The 22,507-nt window shown below is 60.7% G+C and carries 21 protein-coding genes; 14 read left to right on the top strand and 7 right to left on the bottom strand.

What is annotated here, in order from left to right:
• Positions 1-124: 124 nt before the first annotated feature.
• The 4 genes from B2A78_RS11370 to B2A78_RS11380 all read right to left on the bottom strand — a co-directional run bounded on the left by B2A78_RS11370 (position 125) and on the right by B2A78_RS11380 (position 4,511).
• A complete protein-coding gene (locus B2A78_RS11370) occupies positions 125-1,207 on the bottom strand; it encodes a dipeptide epimerase (RefSeq protein WP_077730111.1) in 1,083 nt (360 codons plus the stop codon).
• A gap of 223 nt (positions 1,208-1,430) precedes the next feature.
• Positions 1,431-3,536: a TonB-dependent receptor gene (locus B2A78_RS11375; RefSeq protein ID WP_077730112.1), complete on the bottom strand. Its 2,106-nt coding sequence runs from the start codon at positions 3,534-3,536 to the stop codon at positions 1,431-1,433.
• A 398-nt stretch (positions 3,537-3,934) separates the two neighbouring features.
• Positions 3,935-4,078, bottom strand: a complete 144-nt coding sequence (locus B2A78_RS26045) for a hypothetical protein (RefSeq protein ID WP_166642553.1) — start codon at positions 4,076-4,078, stop codon at positions 3,935-3,937.
• A gap of 49 nt (positions 4,079-4,127) precedes the next feature.
• The gene (locus B2A78_RS11380) at positions 4,128-4,511 is read right to left on the bottom strand and encodes a hypothetical protein (RefSeq protein ID WP_077730113.1); all 384 of its coding nucleotides are present in this window, start codon (positions 4,509-4,511) and stop codon (positions 4,128-4,130) included.
• Between the two features lie 766 nt (positions 4,512-5,277).
• On the opposite strand from B2A78_RS11380, the gene B2A78_RS11385 reads away from it, so the two are divergent.
• From B2A78_RS11385 to B2A78_RS11415, 7 genes are read left to right on the top strand one after another with little or no spacing between them, the layout of a single operon-like run.
• Positions 5,278-6,504 (top strand): sialidase family protein, encoded by a 1,227-nt coding sequence (locus tag B2A78_RS11385; RefSeq protein ID WP_168175398.1) that lies wholly within the window; start codon positions 5,278-5,280, stop codon positions 6,502-6,504.
• 2 nt (positions 6,505-6,506) lie between these two features.
• A complete protein-coding gene (locus B2A78_RS11390) occupies positions 6,507-6,878 on the top strand; it encodes a copper resistance CopC family protein (protein ID WP_077730115.1) in 372 nt (123 codons plus the stop codon).
• Between the two features lie 13 nt (positions 6,879-6,891).
• Complete coding sequence (locus tag B2A78_RS11395) at positions 6,892-7,602, top strand: hypothetical protein (RefSeq protein WP_077730116.1); 711 nt, start codon at positions 6,892-6,894, stop codon at positions 7,600-7,602.
• Positions 7,599-9,347 carry a hypothetical protein gene (locus tag B2A78_RS11400; RefSeq protein WP_143735150.1) on the top strand — a complete coding sequence of 583 codons (1,749 nt, stop codon included), beginning with the start codon at positions 7,599-7,601 and terminating at the stop codon, positions 9,345-9,347. The genes B2A78_RS11395 and B2A78_RS11400 overlap by 4 nt, the downstream gene beginning before the upstream one ends.
• Positions 9,347-10,003 carry an ATP-binding cassette domain-containing protein gene (locus B2A78_RS11405; protein WP_077730117.1) on the top strand — a complete coding sequence of 219 codons (657 nt, stop codon included), beginning with the start codon at positions 9,347-9,349 and terminating at the stop codon, positions 10,001-10,003. The genes B2A78_RS11400 and B2A78_RS11405 overlap by 1 nt, the downstream gene beginning before the upstream one ends.
• 4 nt (positions 10,004-10,007) lie before the next feature.
• Positions 10,008-11,168, top strand: a complete 1,161-nt coding sequence (locus tag B2A78_RS11410) for an ABC transporter permease (RefSeq protein WP_077730118.1) — start codon at positions 10,008-10,010, stop codon at positions 11,166-11,168.
• A gap of 11 nt (positions 11,169-11,179) precedes the next feature.
• On the top strand, positions 11,180-12,094 hold the full coding sequence (locus B2A78_RS11415) for a metal ABC transporter substrate-binding protein (RefSeq protein ID WP_240502492.1): 915 nt from the start codon (positions 11,180-11,182) through the stop codon (positions 12,092-12,094).
• A 176-nt stretch (positions 12,095-12,270) separates the two neighbouring features.
• Here the strand turns inward: B2A78_RS11415 and B2A78_RS11420 are convergent, their stop codons facing one another.
• The 3 genes from B2A78_RS11420 to soxC all read right to left on the bottom strand — a co-directional run bounded on the left by B2A78_RS11420 (position 12,271) and on the right by soxC (position 14,616).
• Entirely contained in the window at positions 12,271-12,456 is a 186-nt protein-coding gene (locus B2A78_RS11420; RefSeq protein WP_077730119.1) for a hypothetical protein, read from the bottom strand.
• 335 nt (positions 12,457-12,791) lie between these two features.
• Entirely contained in the window at positions 12,792-13,346 is a 555-nt protein-coding gene (locus tag B2A78_RS11425; RefSeq protein WP_240502493.1) for a cytochrome c, read from the bottom strand.
• Entirely contained in the window at positions 13,339-14,616 is a 1,278-nt protein-coding gene (gene soxC, locus B2A78_RS11430; protein WP_077730121.1) for a sulfite dehydrogenase, read from the bottom strand. Before soxC ends, B2A78_RS11425 begins: the two co-directional genes overlap by 8 nt.
• A gap of 327 nt (positions 14,617-14,943) precedes the next feature.
• Between soxC and B2A78_RS11435 the strand changes: the two genes are divergently transcribed.
• The 7 genes from B2A78_RS11435 to miaB all read left to right on the top strand — a co-directional run bounded on the left by B2A78_RS11435 (position 14,944) and on the right by miaB (position 22,504).
• Positions 14,944-15,822 carry a hypothetical protein gene (locus B2A78_RS11435; RefSeq protein ID WP_077730122.1) on the top strand — a complete coding sequence of 293 codons (879 nt, stop codon included), beginning with the start codon at positions 14,944-14,946 and terminating at the stop codon, positions 15,820-15,822.
• Positions 15,823-15,867: 45 nt separating this feature from the next.
• The gene (locus B2A78_RS11440) at positions 15,868-16,575 is read left to right on the top strand and encodes a rhomboid family intramembrane serine protease (protein WP_077730123.1); all 708 of its coding nucleotides are present in this window, start codon (positions 15,868-15,870) and stop codon (positions 16,573-16,575) included.
• A gap of 3 nt (positions 16,576-16,578) precedes the next feature.
• The gene (locus B2A78_RS11445) at positions 16,579-18,075 is read left to right on the top strand and encodes an FAD-linked oxidase C-terminal domain-containing protein (protein ID WP_077730124.1); all 1,497 of its coding nucleotides are present in this window, start codon (positions 16,579-16,581) and stop codon (positions 18,073-18,075) included.
• Positions 18,075-19,136, top strand: a complete 1,062-nt coding sequence (gene glcE, locus B2A78_RS11450) for a glycolate oxidase subunit GlcE (RefSeq protein ID WP_077730125.1) — start codon at positions 18,075-18,077, stop codon at positions 19,134-19,136. Before B2A78_RS11445 ends, glcE begins: the two co-directional genes overlap by 1 nt.
• Positions 19,136-20,341: a glycolate oxidase subunit GlcF gene (gene glcF, locus B2A78_RS11455; RefSeq protein ID WP_077730126.1), complete on the top strand. Its 1,206-nt coding sequence runs from the start codon at positions 19,136-19,138 to the stop codon at positions 20,339-20,341. The genes glcE and glcF overlap by 1 nt, the downstream gene beginning before the upstream one ends.
• A 133-nt stretch (positions 20,342-20,474) precedes the next feature.
• Positions 20,475-21,014: a hypothetical protein gene (locus B2A78_RS11460; protein WP_077730127.1), complete on the top strand. Its 540-nt coding sequence runs from the start codon at positions 20,475-20,477 to the stop codon at positions 21,012-21,014.
• A 116-nt stretch (positions 21,015-21,130) separates the two neighbouring features.
• Positions 21,131-22,504: a tRNA (N6-isopentenyl adenosine(37)-C2)-methylthiotransferase MiaB gene (gene miaB, locus B2A78_RS11465; RefSeq protein ID WP_077730198.1), complete on the top strand. Its 1,374-nt coding sequence runs from the start codon at positions 21,131-21,133 to the stop codon at positions 22,502-22,504.
• Positions 22,505-22,507: the final 3 nt, after the last annotated feature.

Consider the following 22,507-nt stretch of genomic DNA (forward strand, 5'->3'; position numbering starts at 1 on the left):
GTGGGTTACGGCCTCGCGGCCTAACCCACCCTACGAATTCCCGGTTTCCTGAGCCCGCCGAAAAAGAGCCGTGTCGCTAGGCAGTACGCATTGCGTATCGTTTCAAACTCTGCGCAGAGATTAATCAAAACTTGCATAGCCCTCCCCCATGCCCTGCGGTTTCCGCATCCAGCAAATAATTGGGGCCGGCCGGTTTGCAGCCGCCTTCCACCGGATCGTCTGCGAGCAGCATCGGCGTATCCAGGTCGACCCATTGAAAGCCGCCGAGTCCCGCCGCGAAATGCGCGCTGGAGCCCATGGCCAACCGAGTTTCGACCATGCCGCCGATCATGAGGTCCAGCCCGCCGGCGCGGGCGATGGCGGCGATTTCGAGCGCCCGGACCACGCCGCACTTGACCAGCTTGATGTTGATCACCTGGGCCAGGCGGTCCCGTACGATTCGGAAAGCATCCTCTGGCGTCCTGCAGGATTCGTCGGCGGCCACCGGTACGCCGGCTTCGCGGGCAAGCTTTGCGAGACCGTCCCAATCCTCTCGCGCGACGGGCTGTTCGAGCAGCGCGGGCTCGATGCCGGCGAGGCGAAGTTCCCTTAGCAGGGCGAAGACTTCGTCGGACGAATAGCCGGCATTGGCATCGAGAATCAAACGGCTGCTCGGATGCCCGCGCCTGATGGCCAGGAGCCGGCCGATATCGTCGGAGCGATCGAGGCCGATCTTGACCTTGAGGATTTCGAAACCTTCGCCGCGGTATTGCCGGGCCAGAATTTCCGCGTCCTCGGCGGCGCAAATGGGTATGGTGATGTCGGTGGCGAGCCGGTTTTGAAACCCGCCGAAAAACCGGAGCAGCGGAATTCCGCAATGGCGCGCCAAGGCATCGATTAGCGCCATCTCGATGCCGGCCCGGACCGACGGGAAGTTCGGGACGCGTTCGAGGAGTTCCGCCGAGATCCGCCGCCATTCCCCGGCGTGTCGTCCCTTCAAGCGGCCGGCCTCCTGCTTCAGCGCGTCCAGCGCGATCGCCTGATCCTCGGCCGTTACGGGAGGCAAGGTCGAGGTCTCGCCCCATCCTTCCGATCCATCCGCGAGCGTGACTTGCACCGCGACGTTGCGGACGCGATCGAGTCTCGACGAGGCGATGGTGAACGGTGCGATCAGGGGCACGTCGAGTTTGTGGATATCGACTCGTCTGATTTCGAGGTCTTTGTTCATGGCGTCGTTCGCTGCCTATGTTCGCATTGGGGGCATTATAGGCAGGACTTAGGAAGAATCGCCGTCAAAAGCGCCCCGTCGGACCCGATATGTCGGCAAGGGATTGCCGACCTACGAATTTCTGCCTCGTGTCGAGCCATTATAGGTCAGTAGGTCGGCAACCCCTTGCCGACACACCGGTTTGCCTCTGGATCGATCGGGACACTTCCGGGTCTCAATTCGTTCAAAAGCTGACCGATGCCGTGACCCGTACCTGCCGCGGCATGACCGGATGTTTGAGAACGCCGTCGACCCCCTCGGGCGGTTCGCCCGGAAGTCGCGAGGTGTAGTAGTAGGCGATATCGTTGCTTTTCGAATCGAACAGGTTGAAGACGTCCACGGCAAGTTTCAGTTGCCGGTATTGATAGCCCGCGCCGAGATTGACCAGGGTCGTGTCGCCCGCGTCGACGCTGCCGTCCTCCGTGAGCGGCACGTGACCGAAGTGGCGCAGCCTCACCGTGGCGAAAAAGTTGTAAGGCAGCTCGGCGACCGCACCGGCGCTGATGACCCGACCCACGGAATTGGGAATGTCGTTGGCGCCGCGCGGCGCGTCCCGATAGCTGGCCGAAGTGAAGGCGAAATCGGCGTCCAGGGTCAGCCAGTCGACCGGCTTGTAGAAATTGGTCCACTCGACTCCGTAGCGTTCGCTTTTACCGGTGGGCTCGGTGGTGCCGGCGTCTCCGGCGAACACCAGTTCCGAGTCGGACTCCAGCCACCACACCGCGAGGGTGGTGTTGAGTCCTTTCACGTACTGACTCCGTATGCCGCCTTCGGCGCCCCGTTGCTTGGCCAGCGGCGGCACGCTGCTTTGCGGAAGCGTGGGGTCGGTGGGGTCGGCTCGCGTGGTCACGCCGCGGGCGTCGTTGGAGTGAAAGCCGTAGCCCAGGTTGACGAAGAATTCGGTATCTTGCCAGGGGCCGAAGATCAGACTGAGCTTGGGGCTGACGATGGAAGCGGTCTCGCTGCCGGAATTTTGCGGGATAAGACGGTCGGCCACGTCGAAGAAAAAGGTGTCGCTTCTGAGCCCGGCCACGGTGCGGAATTTCGGTAGCCAGTGGGTCTGGTTGCTGAAGTAGAACGAGAGGCTGGTTTCGTCCACATCGCCCCGGCTGACCGACCCGATGGTGCGGCGCCGTTCGGTACGGTTCAGGGTCAGGTCCATGATGGCATCGTGCCGGACCTGGAAACCCAGCGTGTTGTCCATATCCAAGCCGAACCACCGGTTGAACCAGGTCTGCTCTCCGCTGCCGCCCACGATCACGCGTCGTTCCTTCTGGCCGATTTGATCGCCGTGGACGGGGTCGTCGAGAAAACCGGTGAAATTGGAGAACAGGGCGACATCGTAGTAAGCCGCGTACACGTTAAGCTGATTCTTGTACGAATCGCCGCGGCTCCAGAAGTCGCCGGACAGGCTGTAGCGGTCGGTCTTGCCGGCATCGCTGGGGTCCATTGTTCCGTAAAGATCGATTTGCCCGGATTGCACGGCGCGTTCCGGGATCTGATTGGTGGCGTTCCATTGGGCGCGATAGGCCTTGCCGTGCAGCGCCAGTCCCCAATCTTCACGGTCGATGGTATAGCGCAACATGCCGTTGAACTTGTCGAGTTCTTCCGGCCGCTTCCAGGGACCGTCATTGAAGTTGACTTCGGCGGCGTAGAGGAGATCGCCCGTTCCCAGCGCGTTCGAGTTCGCCGCCACGACGCGGTAATAGTCGTATTCGCCGCCGGTGAACTTCACGAATCCTTGCGGTAGTCGGTGCAGGGTGTGCATGCGCGCATAGCCAGCGGAGGAAAAATCGCCCACGTCGGCGTAGTAAGGCCCCTTGCCGTATTCCACCCGGTCCACCAGTTCCGGAATGATGCCGTTCAGATCCAGATAACCCTGCCCGTGAGCGTGGGTGGGCAGGTTCATGGGGACGCCGTCCACGGTGACGCTGAAGTCGGTGCCATGGTCCAGGTTGAAGCCGCGCAGGAAATACTGGTTCGCTTTGCCGGTGCCGCTGTGCTGGGTGGCGAGGGCGCCCGGCACCACTTCCACCAGTTCGCCGACGCGGGACAGCGGGCGGTATTTGAATTCGGGCTGTCCTACCACGCCTTGCGACGCGGAATTGGCGGCCCCCAAAAGATCGGTGGCGCGGCCCTGGACCTCCACGGTATCCAAAACAAGTAGAGAGGATGGATTTTCCTCTTCGGGTTGGGGGTGGGCCAGCACGGGTTCGGCCAGCGTGCCCAGCGCGATACCGAGTCCCCAGCCAACTATTGAATGAATGGAAAAATGGAGTCGGGTTTTCATGGGCTCAGAATAATATTTCAAGAATGACAGCAACCACCGTGCCGAACGGAATCGTTCAGGGACTCAAGAACGGGAATCGTCGGTATGCTGCGAATTCCGACCGCTGAAGCTTCGGCTTCCGTCCCGCGAAACCTAGCCGAGGGATCAAATCTCGATGTAAACAATCCGGTATTTTTCGAGGAGTGCCTGCAAGTGTGTGCGGCCGTCGCGCCGCGTTATGGCAAAGTGTCCAGATGTTTGTGCGGGAGCGGACCCGGTTAAAGCCGCCTCCTTAAGAAATCATCCATTAGCTTATACATCCCTAGAAGCTGGACGAGGTGATGGGGTGCACCGTACGCGCTATCGTGGAAGAAAACGCGCACAGCTACCCCAATCATCCAATCCTCCCCGAAACCGCTCTAGCGGGATAGTTCGCCCAAAGGCGCCGCGTGCTGCTCCGGCTTCTTGGGCCCCGGCGTATTGCCGAACGGGCCTTCCTTGCCGCATCCCGCCAAGATCAAACCGATCGAAATGACGATCGCCAAGTGCTTGCTCATGTCCATGCTGGTCTCCTATCGCATGCTTCGGGTGTGTGGTTGGCCTGAATAATCGCTAGAGCTTTCCTTCTTTCTTATAGTATTCGACCTCGTCGTTGATCAATTTGACGACTTCTTCCAGCGTCGTAACGGCAGTCGTAGGTTGCCCTCCGTTTTCCAGATCGGCAATCACCGCTTTCAATCGGCTGCTGGAATTCTGCATGGGCATCGTGCTTTTTTCCTTATAAGAAGCCACCGCCAATTTGCGCGCCTGCTTGGCGCTGTCCAAAGCCGCATCCTTGTTGCCCTGCTTGGCCGCGTCCAAAGCCGATTGGCTGGCTTTCTGCACTTCCACCAGATTCGGCGGCGGATCGGCATAACGCCCGCCAGCAATGCTGACGCCCGCGCTCAGGCTGAGAAACAGGGCCAAGATAATACGCATCATCGAATTGCCTCTCATGTAATGCTCCTTGTATCGATACGATTAAAAAATAGCCCGCGACCGCGGTGAATTCTCGGTGGTCCGTAACACCGAAAAAGCGTCGCGGGCGGCATGAATATCAGAGGGAGAACGTGCCCCGCATTCAGCCGCCATATATAAGGCAAGTTATGTGCCTTGGTATGTCGCTGCGTCAAATGACGATTCAGTGCTGGAGTGGTCTGTATTGACGGTGCTGTCTAAGAATGGCTTGCCGTCTCTGTAACGAACTGAAAATTAAGGTTGTAATGCCGAAATAAAAGACGTAGCAGGAAATTCTATTATGGGAAATGACGCATTATCTAATGAAATACTGTTGGATATCACAGGACTATTATGCGCGCCTATCATGCCGCTTATTAGAGCTCTTGCGAGGACTATGCGAAACCCCATAATGTGCTGTGTGAAAAAACATAAATGGCAGGTAAAGGTCGGGCCGAGATGAGAATATTTTTCGAGCGGCATTATGTATATCACTCGAGGCAACAGGTTTTTAATATGTATCAAATATGTTGCAGTAATCGAAAGGAGATGCCAATAAACCTACTTCTATTTGCTGTTATCCGATCCGCGATTTCCCCCAATACCTCTGTCATTTCCCTTATACCTAATACCTAACTTATTTATAACTGATTGTTTTTAAGCCGATATCCTGCTGGCACAGGAATTGATTGGTATTTTGGCGTTTGCACATCCTGGGTGTGCCGCCCGTTGGGACGTTGGAACCATCATTTTCACGGATATGAATGTGCTTATCATTGACCGATCGAATCCGGCCTTTCGGACGCCGCTGTCCATGGGGATCGTATTGCTCGGCTGTCTCGCGGCCGCGTCGGCCGAGGCGATCGCAGAACGGCAACTTCTTGTGGCCGTCGCCGGTTTGGCCGAAACGAGGAGCTTGGACCTGGTCGTGGAGCAGGGGACGATACACGGGCTATTGGCTGGACGTTTCGGCGAGCGCGACCGGGTGGCTTACCTGGGGTCGGCGGATGGCGGGAAAACCTGGAGCGAGCCCAGGTTTCTCGACGGGAGCGGAGAGGCCCCCGTGATTTCCCGGCGCGGCAACGATGCCCGCCTGGCTGTGTACGGCCGGCGCATCGTCGCCGTCTGGCAGGCGCGGGGCGAACTGCCGGGCACGGGACCCTTGATCGTCGCCGCTTCGGAGGATGGAGGGCGGACTTGGCGCCGTGGCCAGAATCCGGCCGCTGGCGACCCTCTGAACAATCAGAGCTATCCGGCGCTCACCGTCGGCGGGGATGGACGCTTTCACCTCGTCTGGCTCGACGACCGCGAGGAAAACGGCAACACCCAGGGTCTCCGCTACGCAGCATCTCGGGACGGCCTCAACTGGAGCAGCCGGACTACCCTGGATCCGGCGGTCTGCACCTGCTGCTGGACTCGGATCGGCGCACTTCCGGATCGCAGCGTGGCGGTGCTGTACCGGGACGCCGATCCGCACGACATGCGCCTCCTTCGCGGCCCGTTGAACGGCGGCGGTTGGCTCGATCTCGGACCGGTGGGGATCGCCGGCTGGAATTTCACCGGCTGTCCTCATTGCGGAGGCGGGCTGGCCATAACCGGAACCGGCGGGCAAACCGTATTGCACAGCGTCGCCTGGACCGGAAAGGAAGAATCGCCCGGGCTCTTCTACTCGCGATCCTCCGATCTTGGAAAACACTGGGAGCCGCCTTTTCTGCTGGGCGACGGGCAAAGCCGGGAAAGCGACATTGCAGCGCTGTCCGCGTCCGATCTGGCCATCGTGTTCAGCCGAGCCGGCGCCGAGGGCGCCGCCGTGTACCTGGTCAGGTCCAGGGATGGCGGTAGGCATTGGTCGGTCCCGGTTGCCCTGACGCCGCCGGATGCCAACGCCGATCACCCCCGAATCGTGGCGACGCCCTGGGGGTTCAGGGCGTTTTGGACAATGGCGCGGCCCGGCGGCGGCAAGGCTTTGGCGATGGCCATTCTCTCCCTATGACGATGAACACCCTAAGACGGCACTTATTACTGATTCTGGCAGGATCGGCACTGGCCAGTCCCGAGCTTGCGGCGCACGCGATTCTGGTGAAGGCCGTACCCGACCGTGAAGCGGTCGTTTCCGAAGCTCCCTCGGAGGTGCTGTTGACCTTCAACGAAGGGGTGGGCGACGCATTCCTGGCAGTCGCGGTCATCGACGCCAACGGCAAGCGGGTGGACAAGCATGATGCCCGGCTGGACTTCACCGACCGTTCGCGGCTGCGGGCATCGGTGGAAAATCTGGCGCCCGGCCGGTACATGGTGCGCTACCGGGTGCTGTCCGCGGACGGTCACGTCGTGAGCGGCAAGTATTTCTTTCAGCTTCAAGCCAAGTAAGGAGGGCTTTCCGATGATTCTCCACGAGCCGGGTTTCTTTCGGCGTCTCGCGAACCGCGCGGCCGTTGCCGCGCTCGTCCTGGCGGCGGGCGCCGCATCCGCCGCCGGCATTCCGCGCGACAGTTCCAACGGTCGCCAGATGTATCAGGGCGCGTCGATGAGCTGTTTGGTGGCCAACGACTTCTACGCCGTGCACTTCACCGCTCTGCAGGAAGGGCGTCATGAAGGGGAGCAAACCGATTTCGTCAAGTACTGCCAGGAAGTCCCGCGGCCCGGCAAGACCTATCTGACCCTCGACCTGCTCGACCGCGATGTTCGCAACATGCCTGTCAGCCTGCGTGTGGTCGAGGAGGAGTTCGGCGATGACGGTCGACTTCCGAAGGAAAAACGTACCCTGGCGGAAACGCCGGCTGCGGTCTACCGGAACGGTACGGCGGAAATTCACACCGACATCACGGAACCCGGCCATTATGCCGTGATCGCCGTGTTCGGCGAAAACGACGGCTTCGTCAGCGAGGACGATCGGCTGAGGGTGCCGTTCAGCGTCGGCATCGCCATTCCGAACCCGTCCAACCGTTGGCCCGGCGCCTTGTTCGCCCTGATCGTCGCCATTGTTCTGTCGGTCGTATGCTGGCGCGTCTATCGGGGAATAAGGCCCAAGCTTCCGGTCCGCGCGGCGAATGATGACGCCGAACGGCCGGCGCCGGCGCGCCAGATTCCATGAAAGCACCGGCCGTTCGACCCGTTTGCGGCCGATGCGCACACGGCAGCGGCATTCTGGCGATGCTCCTGCTGTTCGGTTCGGCGTGGCCGACTCGGGCGGATTGGGCGGAGTTCGGCAGTTACGCGGCTCTCGCCGAAGTCGCCGTCGAAGCTGACTCGATCACGGTCAACCTGCGCCTTCGGGAAAGCGGTTTGCCCCGGTTGCGCTCGCTGCTCGGCCGTGCGGACGATACTCCCGCTTCGGAGCTTGCGGGGCAACTTCTGCGCATCGTGGCGGATCGGCAGCCGCTGCCGGAAGCGAAACCCGTGTCCGTGGCGAGGGTGGACTCATCGAAAGACCGGCGCCGAACCGCGGAGGCATATTACGAGGCCGATCTGAATTATCCCTTGGTCCGGCGGCCGAGGACCTTGCACCTGCTGCCCCCGGAGCGCGCCGGCAAGGACTTGGGTCTGATCGTTCTGCACCGGGGCGTGCCCGTGGCCGATCTAGCGCCCTTGTCGAAACCGGCCCGCCTGCAATTGGACTGGAACGATTCGTGGCGGTCCCGATTCGATGATGCTGAAATGGCGCGCCGCCACACCGAACCGCGCTCCTTCGTCTATGTCGAGCCTTACGAAGTGCGGCACGAATTGCTGCTGAGGCTGTGCGATCTTCTGCCGCGGCTGAACTTTGCGCCCGTGAATCCGTACCGCATCGAAGGCGCGGAGCGGGAAAGGCTGAAACAGGCGATCGGCGACCTGCTGCTGCATCGCAATTCGCTGCGCCTGGACGGTGAGGCGGCGACGCCCCGGCTGGATCGGGTCGAGTTCATGCGTTACGGGCGCGGCGGCGTGGAAACCGTTGCGGACGGCGAGCCCGTCGACAGCGCTACCGCCGTGGTGGGAGCGATTCTGGTCTATCTGACCGAGCGTCCCGCTGAGGCCGTAGAGCTGACCTGGGAGCTGTTCGACGCCGTCGGGGCATCGCGGCCGGTCAGCCTGCAACTGAACGACGAAACTTTCGAAGCCGAGATGACGCGGCGCGATCCGGTCTTCCGCTGGTCGGTGGAGGAAGCGCTGAAAAATCCCGCTGTGTCGGAAGCCGCCTCGATGATCCAACAACCCTTGGCGGTGGCATCCGCTCCCGGCACCGTATTACTCCGCACGGCCGGCATTGCCCTCGCGGCAGCCGTCGGATGGCGCTGGCGACGGCGCCGGTTTTTGCCGCCGGGCACCGGCGCCCAACTGGGCGTGACCCTGGCCGTGGCCGGGTGCGTCGCCTTTTACCCGGAGATCGCGCACTTTCCCGCCCATGCCGGGAGTGCTGTCCCGGCGCTTCTCGGGGAGGAGACGATGAAAACCGAGCTGCGGGCCCTGCTGCATAATGTTTATCGGGCCTTTCAATTGCCGGAAGAGGAAGCGGCATACGACCGCCTGGCCATGAGCCTGTCTGGGGAGCTTCTGGACGACATTTATCTTCGCCAGCGCCGGGCTTTGTTGCGGCGGGGCAAGGGATTCGGCGGCGACGGTCGGGTCGAGCGGGTCGAGATTCTCTCCAGCGAAATCCAATCGGTGGACCCGAAATCCGGACGCTGCACGGTCGCCGCCCGCTGGATCGCCCACGGCGCGGTGTCCCATTGGGGCCATTCCCACCCGCGGACTACGCTTTACGCGGCGCGGCTGGTCCTGCGCCAGGCGGAAGATGGCCGTCTGAAGATCACGGACCTGGAGTTTACCGAAGGGCGCAGGACGGACCCGGCGACGTAATGATCCAAATCGAAGACCTCGAATTTCGCTACCCCGGCGCCGAATTCCGCCTCGCCGTTCCCGAGCTCCGGATTTCCCGCGGCGAGAAAATCGCCTTGATCGGGGCCAGCGGGGCGGGCAAGACGACCCTGCTGAAGCTGATGGCCGGCATCGCGGTCCCGCAGTCCGGGAACGTCCGCGTGGATGGCGTGCCTATGCGCGAGCTCAGCGACCGTCAGCGGCGCAACTTCCGTGTTTCGCGCATCGGCTTCGTGTTCCAGGAACTGGAACTCCTCGAATATTTGAACGTACTCGACAACATCGTGCATACCTACCGGATCAATAGGGTTCTCAAGCTCAATGGGCGAGTGAGGGAGCGAGCGGCGGAACTGGCCGAGGCGGCGGGTTTGATGGGCAAGCTAAAGCGGATGCCGCGGGAACTTTCGCAAGGCGAACGGCAGCGGGTCGCGGTATGCCGGGCGCTGTTGCCGGAGCCGGGGCTGATCCTGGCGGACGAGGCGACCGGCAGTCTCGATCCGGGCAACAAGAGTCGGATTCTCGGCCTTTTGTTCCGGATGACAGAGCGCAACGGCGCGACGCTGGCGGCGGTCACGCACGACCACGAACTCCTGCCGCGCTTCGATCGGGTAATCGATCTGAGCGCTTTTCGCCGCTGACCGGATGCAGCACGATTTTTATCTCGCCTGGCGCTATCTTCGCCACAACAAGATCCGCAGCCTGATTCTGGCCGCTTGTCTGGCCATGATCACGGCGCTGCCTCAGGCTCTGCACCGCCTCCTGGACGAGGCCGAGCGCTGGATGTCGGCGCGCGCCGAAGCTACGCCCCTGTTGGTGGGGGCCCAAGGCAGCGCGGCGGACCTGGTGCTGAACGCTCTTTATTTCACCGACGCTCCGGCGTTCATAAGCATGGGCGAGGCCGACCGTATCGCGGCCACCGGCTGGGCCGATCCGCTGCCGGTTTACGCCCGGTTCCGGGTTCGCGGCCTGCCCCTGGTGGGCGTCACGACGGATTATTTCGAATTCCGCGGCTTGGCCCCGGCGGAAGGCGTTCTTCCGGCCCTGCTGGGGGATTGCGTGCTGGGGGCCGAAGCCGCCGAGCGTCTGAAACTCGCACCGGGGGACGTTCTTCCGACGACGCCGGAAAACGTTTTCGACCTGGCCGGCGTCCATCCGCTCAAGTTGAAAGTGGTCGGCATCCTGGCGAAATCCCACGTCCCGGACGACCGGGCCGTGTTCGTGGATCTTCAAACGGCCTGGGTGATCGAGGGATTGGGGCACGGCCATGAGACCGGGCCGGGGGCGGGCAGGGCGGATGCGGCGTTCGCGCCGTTATCGGGCGATGTCTCGGCCTACACCGAAATCACCCCGGACAACCTGGCATCCTTCCACTTTCACGGCGATCCGGCCGACTTTCCCATCAGCGCGGTGATCGCGGTTCCGCGCGACGTGCGTTCGGCCGCCCTGCTGCGTGGACGCTATCCGGACAGCGAAGCCAAGACGCAAATCGTCCGTCCCTTGGACGTGACCCGTAGCCTGCTGCAAAACATCTTCCGCATCGGCGCGCTGTTCGATGCCATTCTTCTGCCATTGGGCGCTGCCGCGCTGCTCATGGTCGCGCTGGTCTTCGCGCTGTCGCTCCGACTGCGGCAGCGCGAAATCGAGACCATCCATCTGATCGGCTGTTCGCCGCTGACCGTGGTCCGGCTGATGGCCGCGGAAATCGCGCTCATCGCGCTGGGCGCCGGAACCCTCGGCTTGGTTCTGGTGCAAGCGGTCCGTGCCGGTGCAGCCGAATTCGTCCGCCATTTCGTTATCGCCTGAGGGAGTTATCCGTGTTTATCTCTTTTTCATGGCGCCGAGTCGCGCCGTACGTGCTGTTTTTAACCGTCGCGGCGACTACCGGTCAGGCGAGCGCCGCCGGCTCACCCGGATTGAAGATCGTCGCCGCAAACTATCCTCTGGCCTATTTCGCCGAGCGGCTGGCGGGCGCCAGGGCGCGTGTGGTTCTTCCGGTTCCGACCGGCGCCGATCCGGCGTTTTGGCAACCCAGCGCCGAAACGGTGGGCGAAATGCAGAAAGCGGACCTGATTCTCCTCAACGGTGCCGGTTACGAAAAATGGCTGCCTCAAGTAAGCCTGCCGCGCCTCAGGCTGGCGAACACATCCCTGGCGTTCCGGAACGCTTATCTCCGGATCGAGAACGCCGTCGTCCATAGCCACGGACCCGGTGGCCGACACGCCCACGAAGGTTCAGCCTTCACTACCTGGCTGGATTTCGATCAGGCCGGAAAGCAGGCGCAGGCCGTCGCCGATGCGATCGTCCGAAAGCGGCCGGAATGGAAGAGCGTAGTGACTGGAAACCTGAAGCCGCTGCTGGATGACCTTGCCGGCTTGGATGCCGAAATGAAACAAACGGTTGCCGCCGATTTCCGCCGGCCGCTGCTTGCCTCCCACCCTGTCTATCAGTACCTGGCCCGCCGCTACGGCCTGAATCTGAAAAGCGTTCACTGGGAGCCCGACGAAATGCCGCCCGCCGCGGAGTGGAGCGCCTTGCGGGGCCTGCGGGCGAACCATTCGGCGCGCTGGATGATCTGGGAAGCCCAACCCGCTCGGGAGATTGCCGCGAAGCTGAAGACTATGGGTATCGAAAGCGTCGTGTTCGACCCCTGCGCCAATCGACCGGAAGACGGTGATTTTCTGACGGTGATGAAGCGAAACATGGAGGAATTGAAGACGGCGTACCGGTGAAAAAGAGGGCGGACTTTACGAAACTGAGCACAGTCACGACGATTCGGCGTCGTCGCGGCTTCCGGTACAAGGCTGTAACGGAGAAAAAGGATTGCTGTCGGGAATCGGCGTCATAATAGTCCGGCTCTAAAATCCTTCTGACGGATTCTTCGGCACCATCGGCGGTCCGAATGGCGCTACCGATGCGCCTTGTGCATTCGATATTTTTGCCGATATCGCTTCGACAACCGTTGCCCGTGCTCCTCACACAAGAAACGGTGTTCGCCGGTGAGTCCGGGTACGTTCATGGGCTTTCTGAGATCATAAACCGCCGGCTTGCGGCATTGCTCGCCGACCCAGCACAAAGGGCTATGGTTATGCATGCGTCCTTTCCTCTTCTGACGAGACCAAGAAGGTAATCATGCAAAAACAGGACCATTGCCATCTATGCGAGGGGCTGGATCGGCTTATTCCGTTCGGCATTCGAGTGAACATTATGTAGGGTGGGTTAGCGGAGCGTAACCCACCGATCCGAGACTGCTCAGTGGGTTACGGCCGCGCGGCCTAACCCACCATCGATGGGTTTCGCTTCGCTCTACCCATCCTACAAAATGAATTCCTGATTGAAGGCGATTTGGAATTACAACCTATCCAAGCAGGCCTTGAAACTCTTCGACAAGCTCGGTGCGAGCCCTAGCCTCAAGCGCCGAGAGAGTTTTTATTCCGCTTTTTCGCCCGGCCAAACCTGCACGAAACCATCCCGATTCGGCATCACGACCCGAGGCAATGTTCCCGCATTCATTTCCGCCCGTTCGTCGACAATACCGTTAATATGCAAAAGGTAAGCCGTGACCGCGTAAACCTGGTCCTCGCTTAGACTGCGGGGTGCGTCCAAGGGCATCGAGCGGCGGATGAAATCGAACAGGGTGGTTGCGTAAGGCCAATAAGTGCCGATGTTTTTGTCCGGATGGGGGCCGGTTAAAGAGCCGCCCCCGGCCAGTTCGCCGGCGCTTCCGCCCATGCCTTTGGGCCCGTGGCAGGATACGCACTTCATGTCGAAGATGGCTTTGCCTTCGAGAGCCGTGCCTTTGCCTGGCGGAAGACCGGCGCCGTCGGGGAAGACGTTGATGTCCTGAGCCGCGATCTCACCGGGCGACGCGGGACGGCCCAGCTTGGGGCTTTCCGGCGCGGCGGCGACCGCGGCATTCATGCCGAACAAAAGTAGTGCCGGGGCCAACCACCGTGGCCCGCTTCGGTTACGATCGTTACGCATAGACATGGCTCACAGTGCCATCGGCGGCCACGGCCCAACTGACGATGGCGTTATAGTGGAAATAACCGTGCCGCCCGCGTTCTGCAATGAGCGCCCGGCGCTCCGGCTGGACATAGCCGGTTTCGTCCACGGCGCGGCTTTTGAGCACCAGGGGAGAGCCGTCCCAGCGCCACGGCAGGCGGAAACGGGTAAAACATTGCGGCAAAACCGGTTCCTGCAGCGCCGCTTCCGCCCAACTGCGTCCGCCGTCGGCCGAGATGTCGACCCGCTTGATCCGGCCCCGGCCGCTCCAGGCCAAGCCGCTGATCCGGTAAAGGCCTGGACCTCGTAGATGCTGGCCGGGCGAGGGAAAGGTGATGATCGACTTCGCATCCATGACGAACGTGAATTGCCGCGCCTTGCCGGAAGGCAGCAATTCGGTGTACTTGGCGGTTTCGTTGCGGGCCATCACCGGCTGATTCGCCGCCTGCAAGCGGCGCAGCCATTTGACGCTGAGAACCGCTTCCCATCCCGGCAGTATCAGTCGCAACGGGTAACCGTTCTCCGGGCGCAAGCGTTCGCCGTTCTGATAAAGCGCGAGAATCGCGTCATCCATGGCTTTTTCGACCGGAATGCTGATGTTCATCGCGGCGGCGTCCGCGCCTTCGGCGATGAGCCAGCGGGCGTCGGGCCGCAGGCCGGCCTCGTCCAGGATGACGGCGAGCGGAACGCCGGTCCACTCGCTGCACGAGGCCAGACCATGAAAATAGCCGACGGGCGTCTGTATGGGCTCCTCGTGCCAGCCGGCATTGCTGTTGCCCCCGCATTCGACGAAGCAGAGGCGGGAGACCATCGGGTAGCGCAACAGGTCTTCGATGCCGAAAGACAGCGGATTTTCGACCAGCCCGTGAATCAATAGGCGATGTTGGTGCGGATCGATCTGCGGCACGCCATTATGGTGCCGTTCGAAATGAAGACCGTTGGGCGTGACGATGCCTTCGAGTTTATGCAGAGGGGTCCAGGAAATGCCATTGCCCGGCGCGCCGGAATTGGCCGAGATCCAGCGTATGGCCTCTTTTTCGTGAGGCGAGGGGCGGCCGTAATTGGTGAAAGGTTCGCCCGGCGTCTTCATCCAAGGCGGTTCTTCGGCCAGACCTTGGCGCATGTGCCCGACGAGTGCGGCGCCGGCGCCGAACGCCAGTCCTTTTTTCAGAAACAGCCTGCGGTCCAGCAAACCGCCACCCGCCACGGGCTGCAACAGCCCCGGCTCGCGTGCCTCTTGGTCGCTCATTGCGCATCCTTTTTCGGAAGAAATCGGCTGTCGATCTTACTCCGATCGGGAGGCGCAAAGCACCACGGTTTTTCGTGGCCGCCGATCTCCGGACGCCATGTTGTCGTCGTCGGCCACGATAAGAAATTTCGCCTTTCAGGCGAGAATCAGTAAGATTCGTTCAGAAATCGAAAACCGAATGGGTGTGCGGATGCAGGACAGGATGGCCTGCGGCCGGATAAAGAATAATTTTTGATGAAACATCTATGGCTAAGGCAATACAAAAAAACAAGAAACCTGGTCAGAGCGGCCGTAGTTCAGTCGATACCGTGAAACGGGTGTCCGACGATGCGTGACTTTGCAGCCTTTATCATGCGAAGCCGGCTGCATGCGATCGCAATAGCCGGGTTGTTCGGTGTTTTGTCGCTGAAGGTACTTCCGTTCGCCTTGCTCAGCGCTGCGGCGCTCGGTTTGGTCGCATTACGCAAAGGCTGGCTGGAAGGCGCGGTCGTGGCGATCGGTGCCGCGGTCGTGGTCGGGGCCGGCTTTTTTCTGATGGAGCTCAGGCCGGGATTGAATTTCCCGGTCGTGTTTGCGCTCTGGCTGCCGCTGCTGATTTGCGCGGAAGTTTTGCGGCGCACGGAGTCCCAGGGACTGGCGCTGCTTGTGGTGGGACTGACGGTCGGTCTGTTCGTCTTGGGAATGCATTTGGTTACCGGCGATGTGGTCGCCTTCTGGCAGTCATGGCTGAGGCGGGCTGTCGCCGCGGTGCCCGGTGCCACCGTTCAGGGGTTCGAGCGGGACGGAACCTTGCGCCTGATGAATGGTCTGATCGCCGTGCTTTACGGGATCGGCCTGATGTTCAGCCTGTTGTGCGCCCGTTGGCTGCAATCCCTGGTCTACAATCCCGGCGGATTCGGTCCCGAGTTTCAGCGTCTTCGACTGCCACGGCTCGCTTTACCGGTGGTCGTCGGCGCAATTTGGGCGTCGGGTACGGTGAGCCCGATCTTGGTCGCCGATCTCCTCATGGTCGCCGTGATGATTTATTTCTTCGCCGGATTGGCGATCGTGCACGCCCTGGTCGCCTTTCGCCGTTTGCACTGGACATGGTCGGCACCGCCGTATGTGGCTTTGATATTCGCGCCTCAATATGCCGTCGTGGGACTTGCTTTGGTCGGTGCCTTCGATGCCTTGATCGATTTTCGGACCCGAGTGAGGAAAAGGTGAGTCGGTGATGCGTCAGGCGCGCGGATTGCTAATCAGGATCGAGCGATGATTCCTTATCGGGACACCATTCCGACCCGGTATACGCCATGGATGACCTGGACGCTGATCGTGCTGAATCTGGCCGTTTTTGCCTACACCCAGTCGCTGTCCGAACAAGACTTGTACTTTTTTCTGAATTTCCATGGGCTGGTGCCGGCGCGGTATACGAATCCCGAGTGGGCGGCCAGGGTGGGGTACCCGGCCGGCGACTACACGCCGTTCGTGAGCAGTATGTTCATTCATGGCGGAGCGCTCCATCTGGTTCTCAACCTCTGGTTGCTTTGGATATTCGGAGACAACGTCGAGGACCGCATGGGGGGCGTGAGGTTTCTGGCCTTTTATCTGCTCTGCGGTTTGATTGCCGGAGCGGTGCATATTTACACCAATTCCCACTCCAATATCCCGACGATCGGAGCTTCCGGCGCCATAGCGGGTGTCATGGGGGCCTATTATTTCCTGTTTCCGTACGCTCGCGTGGTGATCTGGATGTTCTTCCTGCCCTGGTTCGTGGAGGTGCCGGCTATCGCCTTTTTGGGAATTTGGGTGATGATACAGCTTTATAAAGTCACCGTCGGTCTGCCGTCCGACGAGCCTTTCGCCGATGTCGCCTGGTTCGGGCATCTCGGCGGTTTCATAGCCGGTATGTTGTCGTATCGTCTCTTTTTGCTCTCCGGACGGAAGGACGACTCGTATTACAGAAGGCATTCGACCTGATTCATGACTTATCGCGTCCATCCGTCCGAACGGATTGCCCATCGCGTCGACCGGAACCATTTTCTCTGCCTCTTGAGCGAGCATATTGAGAGAGGGCGCCTGCTGTTCGATACGGAAGATCTCCGCCCCTATGAATGCGACGGGCTTTCCGCCTATCGGGAGCTGCCTTGGATCGTCGCTTTGCCGGAAACGATAGAAGAGGTGCAAGCCGTAGTTCGGCTGTGCCGGGAGCACGGCGTGCCCGTGGTCGCGCGGGGTGCGGGTACCGGGCTTTCCGGCGGGGCCTTGCCTATCGCCAACGGCGTCTTGCTGAGCCTCGCCAAATTCAACCGGATCATCGAAATCGACCGCGCGAACCGGACCGCCCGAGTCCAGCCGGGCGTCCGCAATCTCGCCATCTCGGAAGCCGCCGCGCCTTACGGGCTTTACTACGCGCCCGATCCGTCCTCGCAGATCGCCTGCACCATCGGCGGTAACGTCGCGGAGAACTCGGGCGGCGTCCATTGTCTCAAGTACGGATTGACCGTCCATAACGTCCTCCAGGTCCGGGTCGTGACCATGGACGGCGAGCTCGTTGTGCTGGGCGGATCGGGGTACGACAGTCCAGGTTACGATCTGCTGGCGCTGATCACCGGTTCCGAGGGCTTATTGGGCGTGATCGTCGAGATTACCGTGAAGCTGCTTCCGATTCCCCCTTGCGCACAGGTGCTTTTGGCATCCTTCGACAGCGTCGAGGAGGCGGGCGGGGCGGTGGCCGCCATCATCGGCGCCGGCTTGCTTCCGGCCGGCCTCGAAATGATGGACAACATCACCATTCGGGTGGTGGAAGACTTCGTGCATGCGGGCTATCCGACCGGCGCCGCGGCGATCGTGCTCTGCGAATTCGACGGTATTGCCGAGCAGGTCGAAAGCGATCTTCTCAAGGCGCGGGAAATTTTCCGGGCGGAAGGCGCGACCGAGGTCCGTCAATCGACCAGCGAGGCCGAGCGCAAGACATTCTGGGCGGGCCGCAAGGCGGCATTTCCGGCGGCTGGGCGCATTTCTCCCGATTATTACTGCATGGACGGCACGATTCCGCGCAAGCGTTTGCCCGAAGTATTGCGCCGGATTTCGGAACTCTCGGCGCAATACGGGCTGGTCGTCGGCAATGTGTTTCATGCCGGCGACGGCAATCTGCATCCGCTCATCTTGTACGATGCAAACAATCCCGGAGAGCTGGAGCGCGTCGAAGAGCTGGGCGGGAAAATCCTGGAGGCTTGCGTCGAGGTCGGCGGGACCATTACCGGCGAACACGGCGTCGGGATCGAAAAGATCAATCAGATGTGCGTTCAGTTCCGGGCCGCTGAATTGGCGCAATTCCACTCGGTCAAAGCGGCTTTCGATCCCGCCGGGCTGCTCAATCCTGGAAAAGCGATCCCTACGCTGCACCGATGCGCCGAATTCGGCGCGATGCACGTCCACCGGGGACAGATCGCTCATCCCGATTTGGAACGTTTCTGATGGACGCCGATCTCAGCGAGAGCCTTCGTCAAGCCGTAGCGGAGGCGACGGATTCCGGAACGCCGCTCACGATCGTCGGCAGCGGGAGCAAGACCTTTTATGGCAGACCGTCGTCCGACAGCGTGGTGGGAACGGCCGGGCACGCCGGAGTCCTGCGCTACGAGCCGACCGAGTTGGTGCTGACCGTGCGCTGCGGCACGCGGCTGTCCGACATCGAATCCGTTCTGGCCGAGTGCGGCCAGATGCTGCCTTTCGAACCGCCTCATCTCGGCGAGAACGCAACCCTGGGAGGCACGCTGGCCTGCGGATTTTCCGGTCCCCGTCGGCCTTTCGCGGGCTCAGCGCGCGATTGCATGCTGGGTTGCAGGATCCTGAACGGCAAGGGCGAAATGCTTTCGTTCGGCGGCGAAGTCATGAAAAACGTCGCCGGTTTCGACATTTCAAGGCTCATGGTAGGCGCCATGGGCACGTTGGGCGTGATCCTGGAGGCGTCGCTCAAAGTGTCGCCCAAACCCGAGCGCGAGTTGACCGTGTGTTTCGAACGGAGCATCGAAGAAGCCTTGAACACCATGAATCTGTGGTGTTCCCAGCCGTGGCCGCTGTCAGGATTGGCCTATGACGGCAGCCGAATCTATGCGCGGTTGTCGGGTTCGGACCGGGCCGTCGATGCCGTATACCGAAAATTCGGCGGCGACGTTTGCGCCGAGGGGGACGAGTTCTGGCGGGACTTGCGCGAGCAGCGTCACGAATTCTTCCGCGCCGACGGCAACCTTTGGCGGATATCCCTGGCACCGGCCACCCCGGCTCTGGATTTGCCGGGTACGTGGTTCTACGACTGGGGCGGCGCGCTGCGCTGGCTGAAGACCGGCGCTCCGTCGGAGAACGTATTCCGGGCGGCGGAAGCGGCCGGCGGTCATGCGAGCTTGTTTCGAGGTCGATCCGGCGACGGGCGGGTGTTTCAGCCATTGCCGAACGGTTTGAAAGCTTTGCATGCGAGTCTGAAGCGGGCCTTCGATCCCATGGGCTTGTTCAACCCCGCACGGCTTTACGAGGACCTCTGATGCAAACCAGGCTGGCCGATTTCGTCAAAGACACGCCCGATGGTCGGGAAGCTGACGCGATTCTCAGAAATTGCGTGCATTGCGGATTCTGTACGGCCACGTGCCCGACCTACCAGCTTTTGGGGGATGAACTGGACGGTCCGCGCGGCCGCATTTATCTGCTGAAACAGATGTTGGAAGGACAGCCGGTCACGGCCAAGACGCAATTGCACCTGGACCGCTGCCTGACCTGCCGGGCTTGCGAAACGACCTGCCCGTCCGGCGTTCGGTACGGCAGGCTGGCCGATATCGGAAGGGGAATACTCGAGGAGAAAGTCCGGCGTCCCTGGCTGCAACGCGTTCAGCGGCTGGCTCTGCGCAAGCTGATGCCGTATCCCGAGCGCTTCGGCCTGCTCGTGGGGCTTGCCAGGCTGGCTCGGCCCGTGCTGCCGGCGGCGGTCCGTGCCAAGATCCCTCCCAAGACTTGGAGCCCGGCGTGGCCGCCCGCGAGACATGCCCGCAGGGTGCTGATCCTGAAAGGTTGCGTGCAACCAGTGATGGCACCGGCCGTCGACGCCGCCGCCGCGAATGTCCTGGACAGAATCGGCATCAGCGCGATTCGCGTCCAGGGGAGCGGCTGCTGCGGGGCACTGAGCCATCATCTGGCGGCACACGAGGAAGGCGCGGCGTTCATGCGGCGCAACATAGACGCCCTGTGGCCGCATATCGAACGGGGGGCGGAGGCGATCGTCAGCACCGCCAGCGGCTGCGGGGTGATGCTGAAGGAATATGTCGACGTGCTCAAGCACGACCCACGGTACGCCGCGAAGGCCGAACGCATCTCCGCGCTGGCGAAGGATATCGGCGAGGTCTTGGCCGGCGAGGACTTGTCCCCGCTCAGGAGATCGAATGAACGCCGAATCGCGTTCCATTCGCCCTGCACGCTCCAGCACGGCCAGAAATTGAGCGGATTGGTCGAAAGCCTGCTGTCGGGATTGGGGTTCGAGCTGACTCCCGTCGACCAGCCCCATCTCTGCTGCGGTTCGGCCGGAACGTACTCGTTGCTGCAGCCGGAGCTTTCCCGGCGGCTTTTGGTCGAGAAAATCCGAGGTCTCGAACAAGGCCGGCCGGAGTGCATCGCGACCGCCAACATAGGCTGCTGGGCTCATTTGCGGTCCAGGGCCAAGGTGCCGGTCCGTCACTGGATCGAATTGCTTCAGCCATAATTCCGCAACTTTCGTCGCGACGCTGACCTCTTGACAAGCTCGATTGTCGAATGCTAAACCGACGCCGATATCAAGAAATGAATTGTTTCCTTCATGTAGCGAGTTGTGTCAATCAGCAATCAGGAGGACGGTCATGAAGCGTATGTACTATCTCACCAGTAATCTCGACAGCACCGAGCAGATTTCGAACGATATGCACCAGGCAGGCATTACCGACTGGCATTTTCATGTCGTCAGCAAAGACGAGGCAGGCCTTTACCGACGTCATATACACGCTGCAAATCTCATTCAAAAACATGACGTTATCCGATCCGGCGAACGCGGGGCGGTGATAGGCGGCATCGTTGCATTGTTAGCTACGGCGTATGTTATGGCCGCTGAGCCCTTCGGATCGGACGTCAGCGGCTTGGTCTATGTTGCGATCTTCGGCTTCATCACGCTCTTCGGAGCCTGGGTAGGCGGTTTGAGCGGCTTGGCTACGGAGAATCACGCCATAGCCCAGTACCACGACGACATTAACGCCGGGAAATATCTGATCATGATCGACGTGCGCCGCGACCAGGAGGAGAGCGTCCGCTCGCTGATGGCGGAAAAGCATCCGGAAGCACGGCTGATGCGGGTGGGCTCGACTTTCGTCAATCCGTTCGAGTTTGCCAAAACGACACCTGCCTGAATTATTAATCCTTTACGCTTGGCCCTCGGTATTCACGCGATACTAGGTCGTTTGGAACAAACGATCGGTGGCTAATTTTGGTAAAATTTGGCCACCGATTCGTTTTCCTGCCGAGAATGACCCAAAAACTTTTCATAGAAACCATTGGTTGCCAAATGAACGAGTACGATTCCGCGAAGATGCGCGACGTACTCCATGCTTCCCATGGCTTCGAGCTGACCAACGACCCCGAGGAAGCCGATGTCTTGCTGCTGAATACCTGTTCAGTCCGGGAAAAGGCACAAGAAAAGGTTTTTTCGGAATTGGGACGCTGGCGCCCGCTCAAGGACAAGAAACCCGGCGTCGTCATAGGCGTCGGCGGTTGTGTCGCCAGCCAGGAAGGGGAGGCCTTGCAGCGGCGCGCCCCCTATGTCGATATGGTTTTCGGTCCGCAGACCCTGCATAGGCTGCCGGAACTGCTGGACAAAGTAAGAAAGGATAGAGCGCCCGCCATCGATGTTTCTTTCCCGGAGATCGAAAAGTTCGATGCGCTTCCGGAGCCGCGCGCGGAAGGACCCAAAGCCTTTGTCTCGATCATGGAAGGGTGCAGCAAATATTGTACGTTTTGTGTCGTACCTTACACGCGGGGCGAAGAGATCAGCCGTCCTTTGGACGACGTGATCGCGGAAATCGTCGCTTTGACGGAGCAGGGCGTGCGCGAGGTGGTGTTGTTGGGACAGAACGTCAATGCGTACCGAGGTGTGATGGCCGACGGCGAAATCGCCGATTTTGCTTTGCTGCTGAATTACGTGGCTGCGATCGACGGTATAGAGCGCATTCGATTCACCACGTCTCACCCGGTGGAATTTACCGACAGTTTAATCGAAGCTTACGCGGAAATTCCAAAACTGGCAGACCATTTGCATCTCCCCGTACAAAGCGGCAGCAACCGAGTTTTGAGCTTGATGAAACGCGGACATACCCGCGAAGAGTACATCGAGAAAATCCAGAGGCTGCGGGAGGTCAGACCCAACCTCAGTTTGTCGTCGGATTTTATCGTCGGATTTCCCGGCGAAACCGAACAGGACTTCGAAGAGACCATGGATATGATAGAAACTCTGGGTTTCGATCATTCTTACAGCTTTATTTACAGTCCCCGTCCCGGTACGCCGGCGGCCGAAATGACAGACGATGTGCCCATGACGGTGAAAAAGGAACGCTTGGCCCGGTTGCAGACGAGAATCAACGAAATGTCGGCGGAAATTTCCCTCGGCATGGTCAATACGGTGCAGCGTATATTGGTCGAGGGCCTTTCGAAAAAGGATTACGCTCAACTGAGCGGACGTACCGAGAACAACCGGGTAGTCAATTTCTCGGGCCCGTCGAAGCTAATCGGTCAATTTCTGGATGTCCTGATCGTCGAAGCACTGCCCAACTCGCTGCGGGGCAGATGGGTAAACACCTCGGCTCCCGATTTTTCAACCCACGAGACCAGCGGTCTCACCGCATAACTT

The sequence above is a fragment of the Methylocaldum sp. 14B genome (assembly GCF_002005105.1).
In the GTDB taxonomy this organism is placed as follows: domain Bacteria; phylum Pseudomonadota; class Gammaproteobacteria; order Methylococcales; family Methylococcaceae; genus Methylocaldum.